General features: G+C 70.3%; 13 protein-coding genes. 8 read left to right on the top strand and 5 right to left on the bottom strand.

All coding sequences use genetic code 11. The features are described 5' to 3' along the window. Window positions 1-117: 117 nt before the first annotated feature. From G5C51_RS30545 to G5C51_RS30535, 3 genes are read left to right on the top strand one after another with little or no spacing between them, the layout of a single operon-like run. Window positions 118-2,826: an MGH1-like glycoside hydrolase domain-containing protein gene (locus tag G5C51_RS30545; RefSeq protein WP_240930046.1), complete on the top strand. Its 2,709-nt coding sequence runs from the start codon at window positions 118-120 to the stop codon at window positions 2,824-2,826. After that, window positions 2,823-4,307: an alpha-amylase family protein gene (locus G5C51_RS30540; protein ID WP_165241970.1), complete on the top strand. Its 1,485-nt coding sequence runs from the start codon at window positions 2,823-2,825 to the stop codon at window positions 4,305-4,307. Before G5C51_RS30545 ends, G5C51_RS30540 begins: the two co-directional genes overlap by 4 nt. Then, on the top strand, window positions 4,300-5,637 hold the full coding sequence (locus G5C51_RS30535) for a diacylglycerol/lipid kinase family protein (RefSeq protein ID WP_338118363.1): 1,338 nt from the start codon (window positions 4,300-4,302) through the stop codon (window positions 5,635-5,637). The genes G5C51_RS30540 and G5C51_RS30535 overlap by 8 nt, the downstream gene beginning before the upstream one ends. Here G5C51_RS30535 and G5C51_RS30530 read toward each other — a convergent pair. Beyond that, entirely contained in the window at window positions 5,619-6,083 is a 465-nt protein-coding gene (locus G5C51_RS30530) for a DUF7144 family membrane protein (RefSeq protein WP_165241966.1), read from the bottom strand. The genes G5C51_RS30535 and G5C51_RS30530 overlap by 19 nt on opposite strands. Window positions 6,084-6,131: 48 nt before the next feature. Continuing rightward, on the bottom strand, window positions 6,132-7,874 hold the full coding sequence (locus G5C51_RS30525) for a SulP family inorganic anion transporter (protein WP_165241964.1): 1,743 nt from the start codon (window positions 7,872-7,874) through the stop codon (window positions 6,132-6,134). 159 nt (window positions 7,875-8,033) lie between these two features. Here G5C51_RS30525 and G5C51_RS30520 point away from each other — a divergent pair, with 159 nt between their 5' ends. The 3 genes from G5C51_RS30520 to G5C51_RS30510 all read left to right on the top strand — a co-directional run bounded on the left by G5C51_RS30520 (window position 8,034) and on the right by G5C51_RS30510 (window position 11,818). Then, window positions 8,034-9,431 carry an MFS transporter gene (locus G5C51_RS30520; protein WP_338118362.1) on the top strand — a complete coding sequence of 466 codons (1,398 nt, stop codon included), beginning with the start codon at window positions 8,034-8,036 and terminating at the stop codon, window positions 9,429-9,431. Between the two features lie 133 nt (window positions 9,432-9,564). Continuing rightward, window positions 9,565-11,064 (top strand): NCS1 family nucleobase:cation symporter-1, encoded by a 1,500-nt coding sequence (locus tag G5C51_RS30515; RefSeq protein WP_165241962.1) that lies wholly within the window; start codon window positions 9,565-9,567, stop codon window positions 11,062-11,064. A 25-nt stretch (window positions 11,065-11,089) separates the two neighbouring features. After that, the gene (locus G5C51_RS30510; RefSeq protein WP_165241960.1) at window positions 11,090-11,818 is read left to right on the top strand and encodes an aspartate/glutamate racemase family protein; all 729 of its coding nucleotides are present in this window, start codon (window positions 11,090-11,092) and stop codon (window positions 11,816-11,818) included. Here G5C51_RS30510 and G5C51_RS30505 read toward each other — a convergent pair. The 3 genes from G5C51_RS30505 to G5C51_RS30495 all read right to left on the bottom strand — a co-directional run bounded on the left by G5C51_RS30505 (window position 11,815) and on the right by G5C51_RS30495 (window position 14,681). After that, entirely contained in the window at window positions 11,815-12,192 is a 378-nt protein-coding gene (locus tag G5C51_RS30505) for a DUF779 domain-containing protein (protein ID WP_165241958.1), read from the bottom strand. The genes G5C51_RS30510 and G5C51_RS30505 overlap by 4 nt on opposite strands. Beyond that, window positions 12,192-13,715, bottom strand: coding sequence for an acetaldehyde dehydrogenase ExaC (gene exaC, locus G5C51_RS30500; RefSeq protein ID WP_165241956.1), 1,524 nt, complete (start codon window positions 13,713-13,715; stop codon window positions 12,192-12,194). Before exaC ends, G5C51_RS30505 begins: the two co-directional genes overlap by 1 nt. Window positions 13,716-13,799: 84 nt before the next feature. After that, on the bottom strand, window positions 13,800-14,681 hold the full coding sequence (locus G5C51_RS30495; RefSeq protein WP_165241974.1) for a helix-turn-helix domain-containing protein: 882 nt from the start codon (window positions 14,679-14,681) through the stop codon (window positions 13,800-13,802). A gap of 123 nt (window positions 14,682-14,804) precedes the next feature. On the opposite strand from G5C51_RS30495, the gene G5C51_RS30490 reads away from it, so the two are divergent. Continuing rightward, window positions 14,805-15,593 (top strand): phytanoyl-CoA dioxygenase family protein, encoded by a 789-nt coding sequence (locus G5C51_RS30490; RefSeq protein WP_165241954.1) that lies wholly within the window; start codon window positions 14,805-14,807, stop codon window positions 15,591-15,593. An 80-nt stretch (window positions 15,594-15,673) separates the two neighbouring features. Further along, entirely contained in the window at window positions 15,674-16,294 is a 621-nt protein-coding gene (locus tag G5C51_RS44145; protein WP_338118361.1) for a M23 family metallopeptidase, read from the top strand. The last annotated feature ends 85 nt before the right edge of the window (window positions 16,295-16,379 follow it).

The following is a 16,379-nucleotide window of genomic DNA, read 5'->3' as shown; positions in this document are numbered from 1 at the left end:
GGATGCTCCCGCTCACCCCCGCCCGTATCACCCGCGGCAGGTGAGGCAGTGCGGCGCCCCGGCCGGAAGGCTGCGTCTGCAGCAGCGGCAGCGCAGTCAACCGGCAGGAGGACGCCGATGAACGCGCAGAAGAAGCCCCGGACGGAACACCAGCGCACCGCACTGACCGGCCGGGAAGGCGAGGCGTGGCGGCGCTGGGGGCCGTATCTCAGCGAGCGCCAGTGGGGCACCGTCCGCGAGGACTACAGCGAAGGCGGCGACGCCTGGGCCTACTTCCCGCACGATCACGCGCGCTCCCGCGCGTACCGCTGGGGTGAGGACGGCCTGGGCGGTATCAGCGACGACAAGCAGCGGCTGTGCTTCGCCCTGGCGCTGTGGAACGGACGCGACCCGATCCTGAAGGAGCGGGCGTTCGGGCTCACCAACGGCGAGGGGAACCACGGCGAGGACGTCAAGGAGTACTACTTCTACGTCGACAGCACGCCGACCCACTCGTATATGCGCTACCAGTACAAGTACCCGCAGGGGGAGTTCCCGTACAACGATCTCCTGGAGACCAACGGAGCCCGAGGCCGCGAGGATTTCGAGTACGAGCTGCTCGACACCGGGATCTTCGACGCCGACCGCTACTTCGACGTGACCGCCGAATACGCCAAGGCGAGCCCCGACGACGTACTGATGAAGATCACCGTCGAGAACCGCGGCCCCGACGAAGCCGAACTCCATCTGCTGCCGACCCTCTGGTTCCGCAACACCTGGTCCTGGACTGACGACGCGCCCGCCGCGACCAAGCCGACCCTGGCCGCCATCCCAGCCACCAAGGACACCGCGGTCATACGCGCGACCCACCCCGAACTCGGCACCCACGACCTGCACTTACAGGGCAACACCCCCCTCCTCTTCACCGAGAACGAGACCAACCGCGAGCGCATCTTCGGCTCCGCCAACGCCTCGCCCTACGTCAAGGACGGCATCGGCCGCTGCGTCGTCAACGGCGAAACCGGCGCGGTGAACCCCGAGCGCACCGGCACCAAGGCCGCCGCCCACTACACCCTCACGGTGCCCGCCGGCGGTTCGGCATCCATACGCCTGCGGCTCGCCCCCGAGGGGGCGGACGCCGCCCTGGGCCGCGGCTTCGAGACGATCCTGGGGAACCGCCGCAAGGAGGCCGACGCCTTCTACGCCGACCTGACCCCGCCGGCGCTCGGCGAGGACCAGGCCCGCGTGCTGCGCCAGGCGCTCGCCGGTATGCTCTGGAGCAAGCAGTACTACTACTTCGACCTGGAGCAGTGGCTGGCCGAGCACGGCCTCGACCCGTGGAGCCCGGAGGCCACCGACGTCCGCAACCGCGAGTGGTTCCACATGGTCAGCGACTCCATCCTGTCCATGCCGGACAAGTGGGAGTACCCGTGGTTCGCGGCCTGGGACCTGGCGTTCCACACGGTCGCGCTCGCCGTGGTCGATACGGGCTTCGCAAAGCAGCAGCTCGAACTGCTCCTCAACGACGCCTATCTGCACCCCAACGGGCAGATCCCGGCGTACGAGTGGAACTTCGGCGACGTCAACCCGCCCGTCCACGCCTGGGCCGCGTACTTCGTCCACATGATCGAGGAGCGCCTGACTGGCCACTCCGACGAGGCCTTCCTGGAGCGCACCTTCCAGAAGCTGCTCACCAACTTCACCTGGTGGGTCAACCGCAAGGACCCGAACGGCCACAACGTCTTCCAGGGCGGCTTCCTCGGCCTCGACAACATCGGCGTCTTCGACCGCAGCGCGGCCCTGCCCACCGGCGGCCAGCTGGAGCAGGCCGACGGCACCGCGTGGATGGCGCTCTACTGCCAGACCATGCTGCAGATCGCCGGGCGGCTGGCCCAGCACAATCCCTCGTACGAGGGCCTCATGGTCAAGTTCGCCGAGCACTTCATGTGGATCTCCGCGTCCATGGACCGGATCGGCGAGCGCGGCGACGAACTCTGGGACGAGGAGGACGGCTTCTTCTACGACGTGCTGCGGCTGCCCGACGGCCAGGCGACGCGGCTCAAGGTCCGCTCCATGGTGGGCCTGCTGCCGCTGTGCGCGTCGACCGTGTTCCGGTCCGACCAGCTCGCCGGCATGCCGCATCTCATCGAACGCCTCAAGGAGTTCGGGCACCGGCACCCCTCGCTGAACGCGACCCTCGCGGCGGCCCAGTCGGGCAAGGCGGGCGGCCCGCGGCTGCTGTCGGTCGTGGACGAGAAGAAGCTGATCCGCGTCCTCGGCCATCTCCTCGACGAGGGGGAGTTCCTCAGCCCGTACGGCATCAGGGCCCTGTCCCGGCACCACGCGGAGCACCCCTACAGCTTCTACGTGAACGGCGAGGAGCTGCGCGTCGGCTACCTCCCCGCCGAGTCGGACTCCGGCATGTTCGGCGGCAACTCCAACTGGCGCGGCCCGGTGTGGTTCCCGATGAACGCCCTGGTCATCCGCGCCCTGCTCAACCTCTACGCCTTCTACGGCGACGACTTCACCGTCGAGTGCCCCACCGGTTCCGGCACCCGGATGAACCTCTTCGAGGTCGCCAACGAGATCTCCGACCGGCTCGGCCGCATCTTCCTGCGCGACGACGACGGGCGCCGCCCGGTCTACGGAGGCCAGGAGAAGTTCCAGAGCGACCCGAACTGGCGCGACCTGATCTCCTTCCACGAGTACTTCCACGGCGACAACGGCGCGGGCATCGGCGCCGCCCACCAGACCGGCTGGACCGGCCTGGTCGCCACCCTGATGGTCTTCTTCGGGCGGGTGTCGCCCGAGGACTACCTCACCCGGCCCGGAGGGCGGACATCATGAGCACGCTGCCACCGCAACCGGTGATCCATGAGGTCAACACGTGGGTGTGGCTGGGCGAGCTGGCCCGCCGCACCGGCCGCCCGGTGGGCCTGGGCGACGTATCGAAGGACGCCTGGGACGAGATCACCCCGCACGGCGTCGACGCCGTCTGGCTGATGGGCGTATGGGAACGCAGCGCCGAAGGGCTGGGCATCGCGCTGGCCGACCCGGCCCTGCGCGCCGCGTTCACCGGCGCGCTGCCGGACGCGGGCGAGGCGGACATCGCCGGATCGCCGTACTGCATCCGCCGCTACGCCGTCGACGAGCGCATCGGCGGCGCCGCGGGCCTCGCCGTGGCGCGGGCGGAACTCGACCGGCGCGGCGTCGGCCTGCTCCTCGACTACGTGCCCAACCACGTGGCCCCTGACAGCCCCTGGCTCGCCGAGCACCCCGGCTACTTCGTCCGCGGCGACCGGGACGACCTGGAGCGGGACCCGGCCGCGTACTACGAGAAGGGCGGCCAGGTGTACGCGCGGGGCCGCGACCCCTACTTCGCGCCCTGGCCCGATGTGGTCCAGCTCAACGCGTACAGCGAGTCGCTGCGTACGGCGACCGCCGACGTCCTGCGGGACATCGGCGACATGTGCGACGGGGTCCGCTGCGACATGGCGATGCTGATGATCAACGACGTCTTCGGCAGGACCTGGGGTGAGCGGGCCGGGCCGGTCCCGGAGCGGGACTTCTGGCCGACGGTCCTTGCCGCCGTACGCGAGCGGCACCCCGGCATGACCTTCGTCGCCGAGGCGTACTGGGACCTCGAATGGGACCTGCAGCAGCAGGGCTTCGACTTCTGCTACGACAAGCGCCTCTACGACCGGCTGGTCAACGAGAGCCCCGCGTCGGTGCGCGGCCATCTCCAGGCGGACACCGGCTACCAGCGCCATCTGGTCCGCTTCCTGGAAAACCACGACGAACCCCGCGCCGCCACGACCCTGGGCGCCGCAAAGGAGCGGGCCGCGGCCACGCTCATCGCCACCCTGCCGGGGGCCACGCTGTGGCACGAGGGCCAGTTCACCGGGCGCCGCACGCAGCTGCCCGTCTTCCTGACCCGGCGTCCCGACGAGGCGCCGGACGAGGCGCAGCGGGTCTTCCACGAGCGGCTCCTCGCCCGCGTCCACGAGAGCCGGATGCGCACGGGCGACTGGCAGCTCCTCGGCTGCGACGGCTGGCCCGATAACCCCACGCACGAGTCGCTGCTCGCCTGGTGCTGGTCGGGGGAGGCGGGCCGGCATGTGATCGTGGTCAACCTGTCCGGCGGGCGGGCCCAGGCCATGGTCCGGCTGCCCTGGGAGGAACTGACCGGCACATCCTGGCAGTTGACCGACCTCGTGGACGGGGCACGGTACGAGCGTGGCGGCGATGAACTGCTCGCCTCCGGCCTCTACACCGACCTCGACGCCTGGGGCAGCCATATCTTCTCGTTCGAGGCCGACCGTGGCTGAGCGGGCGGTCCCGGGACGGGAGCGGTGGCTGGCGCGCGCCTCGCTGGCCGCCGCCGCGGGGGCGTTCGCGGTGCCGGTGGTCTTCGCCGGCCTGCGGACCTTCGGCCTGCTGGCCGTCGGACTCGCGGGGCTCGCGGTCACCGCCGTGGCGGTCTGGTGGATCCTCACGCGACGGGGCGTGCTGCGGTGGCTGGCCGCGGTCCTCGCCCTCGCCGCCCCGGCCTGGATCGTGCTGGAGTACACCCGGGCCCATCTGGCGTGGGTGGTCGCCGTGTCGGGCGGGCTGTGGCTGGTCGCGGCCGGCGCCGGCCGCGCCGCGCTCATGCGGCGGGAGGACGCCGCCGCGGCCGCGCGGGAGGGCTCGGCGGCTCCGATGGCCGAGCATCCGCCGCCCGGGATCCGGCACCCCTTCCTGATCATGAATCCCCGCTCCGGCGGCGGGAAGGTCGAGCGGTTCGCGCTGCGGGACAAGGCCGCGGCCCTGGGCGCCGAGGTCCTGCTCCTCGAAGGCCCGGAGCACATCGACGTGGCCGAGACGGCCCGCAAGGCCGCAGCGCAGGGCGCGGACCTGCTCGGGGTCGCCGGAGGCGACGGCACCCAGGCGCTGGTCGCCGACGTCGCCGCCGACCTGGGCCTGCCCTTCCTGGTGATCCCGGCCGGTACGCGCAACCACTTCGCGCTCGACCTGGGCCTCGACCGGGACGACCCGGCCGCGGCCCTCGACGCCCTGCGGGACGGCGTGGAACTCCACGTCGACCTCGGCCGGGCGGCCGGCAGGCCGTTCGTCAACAACGTGTCGTTCGGGGCCTACGCCGAGGTGGTGCAGAGCCCCGCGTACCGCGACGGCAAGACCCGCACCACCCTGGAACTGCTCCCCGACATGCTCGTGGGGCGCGAAGGCGCGGTGCTCACCGCCCGCGCAGGCCCGCACACGTACGACGCCCCGCAGGCCCTGCTGGTGAGCAACAACCCGTACGGGACAGGCGACATCGCAGGCCTGGGCCGCCGCGCGCGACTGGACGGCGGCGAACTGGGATGCGTGGGAGTGAACGTTTCCAACGCGGCTCAGGCCGCGGGCCTGCTACGGGGCCGCCGGTCCACCGGCACGACCCGGACGACCGCGGCGGACGTGGTCGTCGACGCCGACCGGGACGTGATTCCGGTCGGCGTGGACGGCGAGGCGCTCCAGCTGCGGGTGCCCGTTCGCTGCGAGATCCGCCCCCTGGCCCTGCGTGTGCTCGTGCCCCGGCACCGCCCGGGCGTGCGCCGGGCCCGCCCCCCGCTGGACTGGCGGCAGCTCGGCCGCCTCACCTACAGGGGCGCCCCGTAAGCCTTGTGCGCCTCCCGGTGTCCGTACGTCGCCAGCGACCAGATCACCAGGACGTCGAGAACGATGACGATCGCGGACCAGAACGGGTGGTGCGGTACGAAGAGGAAGTTCTCCAGTGCGCTGAGCACGGCGACCCCGATGCCGACGGCGCGCGCCCAGGTGCGGCCGCTGAAGATGAGGAACGCCGCCGCGAGAATGACGACGCCGGAGATCATCTGGATCCAGCCGCGCCATGCGACATCGAAGTCGAGGGCGTAATCCTCCTGTTCTGGGGTGTAGTTGCTGTCGAGGATCGTGGCGAGCCCGGCGATCATGTGGAAGGCGCCGACGATCGTCAGGATCAGGACGGCGAAGACCACACCTCCAAGGCTGACCACACTCATGTGGGGCTTCGGTTCCGGGGCGCCGGAGCCGCTCTGCCCCGGGTTGGTTTGCTGATCGGTCATGTCCGGGCCTCCTCCTGCGAGTCGCTTGGACGGGGACAGAGCATCCCGTCATGCCGTACGGTCCGGCTCACCCCCAGCGGATGATTCGGCGACGCTCCACTCCGTGTCCGCCCCCGCCCGATAGGCCGTGACGGCCGCTTCGACGGTGGGGAAGAAGTGGTCCGGATCGATGGTGCGGGTGAGCTCGTAGCGTTCGACCTTGCGTCGCACCGGGTCCTTGAGCTCGGCGAACACCAGGCTGATGCCGAGCTCGTTGAGGGTCCGGTCGAGTTCCTCCAGGACATCGGCCGCCGTGGTGTCCACGTCGGTGATGGGCTCGGCCGCGATCAGGATCCAGCGGGGCTGCGGCTCGTCCCGGGCCAGGCGCATCACCTCGCCGCGGAAGGACTTGGCGTTGGCGAAGAACAGCGGGGCGTCGAAGCGGAGGATCACCAGGCCCGGCAGCCGCCCGGCTTCCGGGTAGGAGCGGATGTCGTGGTAGCCCTCGAGGCCCGGCACCCGGCCGAGCACCGCGTTGTACGGCCACCAGGCCCGCCGGAAGACGTTGAGGATGGAGAGGCCGACCGCGATCGCGATCCCGGGCAGCACACCGAGCAGCGCCACGCCGAGGAAGGCCGCGACGGACAGCAGGAACTCCGCCTTGCGCTGGCGCCACAGCCGCCGCGTCCCCGCGAAGTCGGCCAGCGACAGCGACGCCGTGATGACCACGGCGGCGAGCGCCGGCTGCGGCAGGCTGCGGAAGAGCCCGGGCACGAACACCAGCATCAGGACGATCAGCAGGGCCCCGACCACCCCGGTGATCTGGGACTTCGCGCCCGCCCGTTCGGCCACCGCGGTCCGCGACCCGCTGGTGCTGACCGGAAAGCCCTGGAACAGCCCGGCCGCCAGATTCGCGGAGCCGATCGCGACCATCTCGTCGCTGCCGCGCACCTGCTGGCCGGTACGGGCGGCGAACGCCGACGCGTTCGAGATCGTGTCGGCGAGGGACACCAGGGCGATGCCGAGCGCCCCGATGAACAGCGGCGCGAGGTCGTCGAAGCGGATGTCGGGGATGGTGAACGGCGGCAGCCCTTCGGGTAGTTCGCCCACCAGCTTGACGTCGTGCTCGCCGAGGTCGAAGACCGCCGACGCGGCCATCGCGAGGACCACCATCACGAGCACCGCCGGCACCTTGGCCAGCCAGCGCTGCACGGCCAGGACCAGCACGATCCCGCCCGCCCCGACCGCGAGGGCGGCGGGCACGGTCTTCCCGTCGGCCAGCCCGGTCGCGAAGTCGGCGATCTCCTCGAGCAGCCCGTCGGCGTCCGTGCTGAAGCCGAACAGCTTCGGCAGCTGGCCGATCAGAATGGTCAGCGCCAGCCCGTTCATGTAGCCGATCATGGTCGGCTTGGAGATCAGATCGGCGATGAAGCCGAGCTTCGCGACCCCGGCCAGCAGCGTGATCGCCCCGACCATCAGGGCGAGCATCGAGGCGAGCGCGACCGCCCGTTCGGGATCCCCGTCGGCGACGACCAGCGGCAGCACCGTCGCCGCGATCATCGGACCGAGCGAGGAGTCCGGGCCGAGCACCAGGATCCGGGACGGGCCGAAGACCGCGTAGGCCAGCAGGCACAGCACCGAGGTGTACAGGCCGGTGATCGGCGGCAGCCCCGCCAGCTCCGCGTACGCCATGCCCTGCGGCACCAGCAGCGTGGTGAGGACGACCCCCGCGACGACGTCCTTGGCGAGCCACGCACGTCGGTAACCCGAGAGCGTCCGCAGTCCGGGCGGTGTGCCGCGCACGCTGGCCATGGCAGGACCTCCGTATCCGGATCGGGTGCCGTGACGCACAGCTAGGCCCGAGGATCCCGTCCCGGACCGCCTCCGTCGTCACCCGCAGCGGGTGACGACGGCGGCCGCCCGGCTCGCAAGGATGGGCGGAATTCGGCTCAGGAGATGAGGTGAGGGCCGGTGTCGGCCAAGCCCACCGCAGCAAGCGGCTCAGCGCGTACGCCGAGCACGGCCCGGCAGGTGCTCGCGCCGCTCGCCCTCGCCCAGTTCATCTGCAGCTTCGCCGGCTCCAACATGAACGTGATGATCAACGACATCAGCAAGGACCTCGACACCACCGTGCAAGGGGTGCAGGTCGCGATCACCATCTTCCTGCTGGTGATGGCGGCGCTGATGATTCCCGGCGGCAAGCTGACCGACCGCTACGGCCGTAAGCGCTGCCTCATGGCAGGCCTCATCGTGTACGGCATCGGCGCCCTGATCAGCGCGGCCGCCCCCGGCCTGGGCATCCTCATCCTCGGCAACTCGATCCTGGAGGGCATCGGCACGGCCCTGCTGATCCCGCCCGTCTACATCCTCGCCACGGTGCTGTTCACGGATGTCGCGTCCCGCGCCAAGGCGTTCGGCGCCATCATGGCGCTGGGCGGCATCGGCGCCGCCGCGGGCCCGCTGATCGGCGGACTCATCAGCTCGGCGCTGAGCTGGCGGTGGGCCTTTGTCTTCCAGGCGCTCGTGATCGTGGTCATCATCCTGCTCACCCGCCGGATCGAGGACCCGCTGCCCGCGGACCCGACGCGCTCCTTCGACACCGGTGGCGCGATCCTCTCGGCGGTCGGCCTCGTCTGCCTCGTCATGGGCATCCTCGCCGCCGACGACAACGTCTGGGTCATGGCCGGGCTGCTGCTGGCCGGTGCCCTGATGCTGCTGTGGTTCTTCCTGTGGATACGGGCCAAGGAGCGCTCCGGCGTGGAACCGCTCCTGTCCACCAGTCTGTTCCGCGATGTGACGTCCAATCTCGGCCTCGTCACCCAGCACGTGCAGTGGCTGGTTCTCCTGGGGACGTCCTTCGTGGTGTCGGCCTATCTGCAGGTGGTGCGCGGCTACGACGCGATCCACACCGGGGCGATCTTCACGGCGGCCACCGTCGGTCTCCTCGTGACCTCGCTCTGCGCCGAGCGCTTCGCGAAGCGCTACGCGCAGCGGACCCTGATCATGGCGGGCTTCGCCGGCACCCTCGGCGGCATCGTCGTCCTGCTCGTCCTGGCGAGCGGTTCGGAGAGCGTCTGGGCGATGCTGCCGGGACTGCTGCTGATCGGCCTGGGCATCGGCGCCATGCTGACCCCGTCGGTCAATGTGGTGCAGTCCAGCTTCCCCGAGGACGAGCAGAGCGAGATCTCCGGCCTGTCCCGCAGCGTGTCCAACCTCGGGTCCGCGCTCGGCACGGCGATCGCCGGCACCGTCATCGTCGCCGACCCGAAGGTCGGCGCGTATATGGGAGCCATGATCGTGCTCGCCGTCATCGGCCTGGGCGGCCTCGTCGCGGCGGCCTTCCTTCCCCGGAAGACGGAACTCCGCTAGAGCCCGACATCCTTTTGGGATACCAAATGTGAGTCTCATCTCATTGACCCATCCGTTCGTACGCCCGTAGCGTCCCGGTCACCCCTCCTTGGAAACGCGATTTCGGATACCGAAATCAGGAAGGTGGTCGAGGATGACCACAGCGCAGGAAGCGGTGCGTACGGACGGGACGCCGCCGCACGTCAGCCCGCGGCTGTACAGCCCGGACCTGGCCCCCACCAAGAAGGCCGGCCGCAACTGGAGCGGCTACAACGTCTTCACGCTGTGGGCCAACGACGTGCACAGCCTCGGCAACTACGCCTTCGCCATCGGCCTGTTCGCGCTCGGCATGGGCGTCTGGGACATCCTGGCGGCCTTCGTCCTCGCCTCCGTCTTCCTCTTCGCGCTGCTGAGCCTCTCCGGCTACATGGGCTCGAAGACCGGCGTCCCCTTCCCGGTGATGAGCCGCATCGCCTTCGGCGTCCGCGGCGCGCAGATACCCGCGGTGATCCGCGGCGGCGTCGCGATCGCCTGGTTCGGCATCCAGACCTACCTAGCCGCGCTGGTGCTGTCCGCGCTGCTCGTGGACCTGATGCCGGGCCTCGCCTCCTGGCAGGACACCTCGATCCTCGGCCTCGACGGCCTCGGCTGGGTGTCCTTCCTGGCCCTCTGGATCGTCCAGGTGCTGATCGTCAGCTACGGCATGGACGTGATCCGCAAGTACGTCGCCATCGCCGCGCCCGCCGTCCTGATCACCTTCGTGGCGCTCGCCGTATGGATGCTCAGCCGGGTCGACTGGTCGATCGCGATGGACGCCGGCGACCCGTACACGGGCGGCGCCCGCATCGTGCACATCCTGGAGGCCGCCGCGCTGTGGGTGGTCATCTACGGCACCTTCGTGCTCAACTTCTGCGACTTCACCCGGTCCGCGAAGAGCAACCGGTCGATCCTGGTGGGCAATCTCATCGGCATCCCGGTGAACATGCTGTTCTTCGCCGGCATCGTGGTCGTGCTCTCCGGCGCCCAGTTCCGGCTCGACGGCAAGGTGATCACCGACCCGGCCGACATCGTGCAGCAGATCCCGAACACGCCGCTGCTGGCGCTCGCCTCGCTCGCCCTCATCCTGCTGACCGTCGCGGTCAACCTGATGGCGAACTTCGTGGCGCCGGTCTACTCGCTGGTCAACCTCTTCCCGCGCAAGCTGGACTTCCGCAAGGCAGCGATCGTCAGCGCCGTCATCGGGCTGCTCATCCTGCCCTGGAACCTCTACAACAGCCCGGTCGTCGTCGACTACTTCCTCGGCGGCCTCGGCGCCCTCCTCGGCCCGGCCTTCGGCATCGTGATGGCCGACTACTGGCTGCTGCGCCGGACCAAGGTGCACGTCCCCGACCTCTACAGCGAGGACCCGGAGGCGTCGTACGCGTACCGGAAGGGCGTGAACCCGCGCGCGGTGACGGCGCTGGTGCCGTCGGCGTCCATCGCCGTGGTGATCGCGCTCGTGCCCTACTTCGAGGACATGGCCGGCTTCTCCTGGTTCATCGGCGCGATCCTCGCCGGGGTGCTCTACCTGGTGCTCCCGGGGCGCAGCGCTATGCCCGCCGACGACGTCGACGGCGAGCACATCGCCGTACCCAGCGTGAAGTCCGCCCACTGAACGAGCAGAAACAGGTACCCCCGCAATGCGCATCCTCGTCGTCAACGTCAACACCACCGAGTCGATGACGAAGACCATCGGCGAGCAGGCGACGGCCACCGCCTCGCCCGGCACCGAGATCGTGCCGCTCACCCCGCTCTTCGGCGCCGACTCGGTCGAGGGCAACTACGAGAGCCACCTGGCCGCGATCGCCGTCATGGAGACCGTCCGGGCCTACGCCGAGCCCTTCGACGCGGTGATCCAGGCGGGATACGGCGAGCACGGCCGCGAGGGACTGCAGGAACTCCTCGACGTCCCGGTCGTCGACATCACGGAAGCGGCCGCCTCCACCGCCCAGTTCCTCGGCCGCAGCTACTCGGTGGTGACAACGCTCGACCGGGCGGTGCCGCTCATCGAGGACCGCCTCGCCCTCGCGGGCTTGGCCGACCGCTGCGCATCCGTACGGGCCAGCGGCCTGCCCGTGCTGGAGCTCGAGCGCGACCCCGCGGCCGCGGTCAAGGCGATCGCCGAGGAGGCGGCGCGCGCCGTGGAACAGGACCGCGCCGAGGTCGTCTGCCTGGGCTGCGGCGGGATGTCAGGCCTGACCGAGGCGGTGGTCGAACGCACCGGCGTCCCCGTCGTGGACGGGGTCGCCGCCGCGGTCACGATCGCGGAATCGCTGGTCCGGATGGGCCTGACGACCTCGAAGATACGGACGTACGCGCCGCCGCGGCCGAAGCACTTCCGCGCCTGGCCGCCGGCGGCGCTCACCTAGAGTCCTTCGAGCTCCTCCGCGGTGAGCAGCCGCGAACGGATCAGGAACCGCACGCCCTCCGGCGCCTCCAGCGAAAAGCCGGAGCCACGCCCCGGGACGACATCGAGCGTCAGGTGCGTATGCCGCCACCGCTCGAACTGCTCGGCCGACATCCAGAACCCGACCGGCTCGTCCACCCCGTCCACGGCCAGCTCCCCGACGAGCACGTCGCCCTCGCCGGTGACGAGTTCACCCTCCGGGAAGCACATCGGCGCACTGCCGTCGCAGCAGCCACCGGACTGATGGAACATCACCGCCCCGTGCACGCCGCGCAGCTGACGGATCAGCTGCGCGGCGGCGGGGGTGAGCGTGACGCGGCTCGGGCCCGTACCCATCAGAAGAAGCCGACCTTCTTGGGGGAGTAGCTGACCAGCAGGTTCTTGGTCTGCTGGTAGTGATCGAGCATCATCTTGTGGTTCTCGCGGCCGATCCCCGAGGACTTGTAGCCACCGAAGGCGGCATGCGCCGGATAGGCGTGGTAGCAGTTCGTCCAGACCCGTCCCGCCTGGATGGCGCGCCCGGCCCGGTAGGCGGTGCTGCCGTCCCGGGTCCAGACACCGGCGCCCAGCCCGTAAAGGGTGTCATTGGCAAGGGAGATGGCGTCGTCGAAGCCGTCGAACCCCGTCACGGCGACGACCGGACCGAAGATCTCCTCCTGGAAGACCCGCATGTCATTGCGCCCTTCGAGGATCGTCGGCCGGACGTAGTAGCCGCCCGCCAACTCCCCGCCCAGCTCTGCCCGCTCGCCGCCGGTGAGCACCTCGGCACCCTCCTGGCGGCCGATGTCGAGGTAGGAAAGGATCTTCTCCAGCTGGTCGTTGGAGGCCTGCGCGCCGATCATCGTGGCCGGGTCCAGCGGATGCCCCTGGACGATCTTCTCGGTCCGGTTGACGGCGGCGTCGAGGAACTCGCGGTAGTGACCCCGCTGGATGAGCGCCCGCGACGGGCAGGTGCAGACCTCGCCCTGATTGAGCGCGAACATGGTGAAGCCCTCAAGGGCCTTGTCATAGAAGTCGTCATCGGCGCTCGACACGTCGTCGAAGAAGATGTTCGGGCTCTTCCCGCCCAGCTCCAGCGTGACCGGCTTCAGGTGCTGCGAGGCGTACTGCATGATCAGCCGCCCCGTCGTCGTCTCACCCGTGAACGCGACCTTGGCCACCCGCGGACTGGACGCGAGCGGCTTCCCGGCCTCCACCCCGAAGCCGTTGACCACATTGACGACCCCCGGCGGCAGCAGATCGGCGACCAGGCTCAGCCAGAAGTGGATCGAGGCCGGCGTCTGCTCGGCAGGCTTGATGACGACCGCGTTCCCGGCGGCGAGCGCCGGAGCGAGCTTCCAGACGGCCATCAGGATGGGGAAGTTCCAGGGAATGATCTGCGCGACGACACCGAGCGGCTCATGGAAGTGATACGCGACGGTGTCACTGTCGATCTCCGCGAGCCCACCCTCCTGGGCGCGGATGGCACCGGCGAAATACCGGAAGTGATCGATGGCAAGCGGGATATCGGCGGCAAGCGTCTCGCGAACAGGCTTCCCGTTCTCCCACGACTCGGCGACAGCAAGCGCCTCGGCGTTCTCCTCCATCCGATCCGCGAGCTTATTGAGAATCCCGGCCCGCTCGGCGGCGGAGGTGCGCCCCCACGCGGGTGCGGCGGCGTGCGCGGCATCGAGCGCGCGCTCAACGTCCTCGGCGGTACCGCGGGCGATGCTGGTGAACGGCTGCCCGTTGACGGGCGTCGGATTCTCGAAGTACTGACCCTTGGCCGGCGGCACATACTCCCCGCCGATCCAGTGGTCATACCGGCTCTCGTACGCCATGATCGCGCCATCGGAACCGGGGTTGGCATAACGGGTCATGGGGCGGCCCTCCCGTGGTGGGTGTGAGAGCCGCGACGCTAGGGCGGGGAACGTTGCGTCCGGGTTGCGACATCCGATGCCGGCTCACCCGCCGGCCTGCTCCCGCTCCACCGGCAGCCACAGCTCGGCATCCGCCTCACTCCCACCCCCCGCCATCCGCGTCCGCAGGATCTCCGGCCCCACCCGGCTCCGATACGGATTCGACGGGAACCACTCCATGAACACATCCCGCCACAGCCGCTGAATCGCCTCCGGCACCGGCCCCGACACCGAGAAAACCGCCCAAGTCCCCGCCGCGACAGGCAACATGCCCATCCCCTCAGGCACCTCCGCCGACGAGATCACCCCGTAGTAATAGTCGAACTCCGTCCCCTCAGCCCGACTGGGATCCAGCCCATCGCACACCGCGAGAATCCCCTCCGGCTCACCATCCGACAGCCCCTCCAGCCGCTCCCTGACCGGCTCCCCAACCCCGCGAATGAACTCGACCATCGCCTCATTCGGCCCCAAGTGCACCAACGGCAACCGCGCCTTCGCCCCCACCACCGTGAAGCCCGCCTTCTCCACCACGCGATACCGCATGCTGCCGCCACCCCCCTCCACGACAAGCCGAAAGCTCATCCGCGGCTGCGAGCTCAGCTCCGCCCCCGTACGCCGCGCCTCACCCGGCCCGACCCCATGCACCGCCCGGAACGCCCGCGCAAAGGCCTCACCCGACCCGTACCCGTATCGCACCGCGATCTCCAGCAGCGTCGCGTCCCCGCCCAGCACCTCCGCCCCCGCCACGGTCAGCCGCCGCCGCCGGATGTACTCCGACAGCGGCATCCCGGCCAGCGCCGAGAACATCCGCCGCAGGTGATACTCCGAGGTGGCCGCCACCCGCGCCAGCTCACCCACATCGATGGCGCCGCCGGAGGCGAGCTGCCCCTCGATGTGCTCCATGGCCTGATTGAGCCGCTCCAGCACGCCACTCGCCTCCAAGATCCCGTCCCGGCGATTCAACCAGGAACGACCCCACCCCCCACACCTGAGAAAACCGGTGCGGAAAGTGTCGGGTCCCCGCCCCCCACCCCACCGCACGATGGAGCCATGTACGACGACACAACCCTGGTGACCCGCTTCCTCCGCGACGGCTACGTCAAGCTCGAAGCCGCCGTCGCCCCCCGCGTGGCCGAGCACTGCACCCGCCTGCTCTGGCGCGAGACCGGCTGCGACCCGGACGACCCCGCCACCTGGACGCAGCCTGTGCACTGGGTGCCCGAGATGGCGCAGGGCCCGTTCGCCGCCGCCCCCAACTCCCCGGATCTGCACCGCGCGTACGACCTGCTCGCCGGCGCCGGCCGCTGGGAGGCGCGCTACTCGCTCGGCACCTTCCCGCTCCGCTTCCCGCACCCCGAAGAGCCTGACGACGCCGGCTGGCACATCGAGGGAAGCTACGCGGTGGAGGGCGAGGACTGGCCCTTCACCAATCTCCGCTCCCGCGGGCGGGCGCTGCTGATGCTGTTCCTCTTCAGCGAGGTAGGGGAGGAGGACGCCCCGACCCGGATCCGGGTCGGCTCCCACCTCGACGTGCCGAAGGTGCTGGAGCCGTACGGGGAGGAGGGCGCGAGCGGCCTGGCCATCGCGCCGGACCTGGTGGCGGCGTCCGACCACCGCCCGGTCGCCCTGGCCACCGGCTCTCCCGGCGACGTCTACCTCTGCCACCCGTTCCTGGTGCACGCGGCCCAGCCGCACCACGGCACCCGCCCGCGCTTCATGGCCCAGCCACCCCTGATGCCGGCCGCACCGTACGAACTGGACCGGGCCGACGGCGACGGCGCGTACTCACCCGTGGAGATCGCGATCAGGCGGGGCCTGGGACTGCCCACCCCTGCATAGGAGGGCCGCCACTGCAGCGTTCGTGTGAGCTTCCGTGTGCCTGCCCGGTCCATCGCCCCAGCGGACCTAGCCTCCGGTCAGTGGCCTTCCGTTCCGTGAAAGAAAAGATCATCCGGCGCAGCGCCGCCGCGCTCGTCGCCGCGCTCGCCGTACTGCCCGTCCCCGCGGCGCACGCCGCACCCGCGCCGCCCGTCGGCGTAGCGGGTCAGGACATCCCGGACGGCGACCGGTGGCTCGGCCCGCGGCCGAAGGCGCCCTGGACGAAGCCGGTGCTGACCGGCGAGATCAGCGCCCGTTACGGCCAGCCGGGGACGCTGTGGCTCGCCGGGCACCACACCGGTGTCGACGTGGCCGTGCCGACGGGGACACCGGTCCAGTCCGTCGGGCCCGGCCAGGTGCACGAGGTGTCGACCTGGGGCTCGTACGGCCATCACATCAAGGTGCGGATGGACGACGGCCGATACGTGCTCTACGCCCACCTCTCCCGGATGGACGTCTCCCACGGCGACTGGGTCGGCCCGGGCACCCGCCTCGGCCTCTCCGGCGCCACCGGCAATGCCACAGGCCCGCACCTGCACTTCGAGGTGCGCACGACCCCCGACTACGGCTCCGACATCGACCCGGTGGCGTACCTCCAGAAGCACGGCGTCGTCCTCCGGACCAACACCCGGGCACCGGGCGTACCGATGCACTGGCTCTAGGCCAGGCCCGTCACGCCACCAGCCCGCCCGCCAGCGTGCCCGCAGGCGGATATGTCCCCCGTACGCCACGACCACCATGCGAACC

The organism is Streptomyces coryli (assembly GCF_011044975.1).
GTDB classification, from domain to species: domain Bacteria; phylum Actinomycetota; class Actinomycetes; order Streptomycetales; family Streptomycetaceae; genus Streptomyces; species Streptomyces coryli.
Note: the sequence above shows the minus strand (reverse complement) of the source record. Positions and strands in the feature narration are given on the sequence as shown.

Coding starts and splice junctions, on each gene's coding strand:
- G5C51_RS30490 (WP_165241954.1), top strand. CDS start 14,805: ATGTACGACGACACAACCCTGGTGACCCGCTTCCTCCGCGACGGCTAC.
- G5C51_RS30540 (WP_165241970.1), top strand. CDS start 2,823: ATGAGCACGCTGCCACCGCAACCGGTGATCCATGAGGTCAACACGTGG.
- exaC (WP_165241956.1), bottom strand. CDS start 13,715: ATGACCCGTTATGCCAACCCCGGTTCCGATGGCGCGATCATGGCGTAC.
- G5C51_RS30510 (WP_165241960.1), top strand. CDS start 11,090: ATGCGCATCCTCGTCGTCAACGTCAACACCACCGAGTCGATGACGAAG.
- G5C51_RS30545 (WP_240930046.1), top strand. CDS start 118: ATGAACGCGCAGAAGAAGCCCCGGACGGAACACCAGCGCACCGCACTG.
- G5C51_RS30525 (WP_165241964.1), bottom strand. CDS start 7,874: ATGGCCAGCGTGCGCGGCACACCGCCCGGACTGCGGACGCTCTCGGGT.
- G5C51_RS30530 (WP_165241966.1), bottom strand. CDS start 6,083: ATGACCGATCAGCAAACCAACCCGGGGCAGAGCGGCTCCGGCGCCCCG.
- G5C51_RS30505 (WP_165241958.1), bottom strand. CDS start 12,192: ATGGGTACGGGCCCGAGCCGCGTCACGCTCACCCCCGCCGCCGCGCAG.
- G5C51_RS30515 (WP_165241962.1), top strand. CDS start 9,565: ATGACCACAGCGCAGGAAGCGGTGCGTACGGACGGGACGCCGCCGCAC.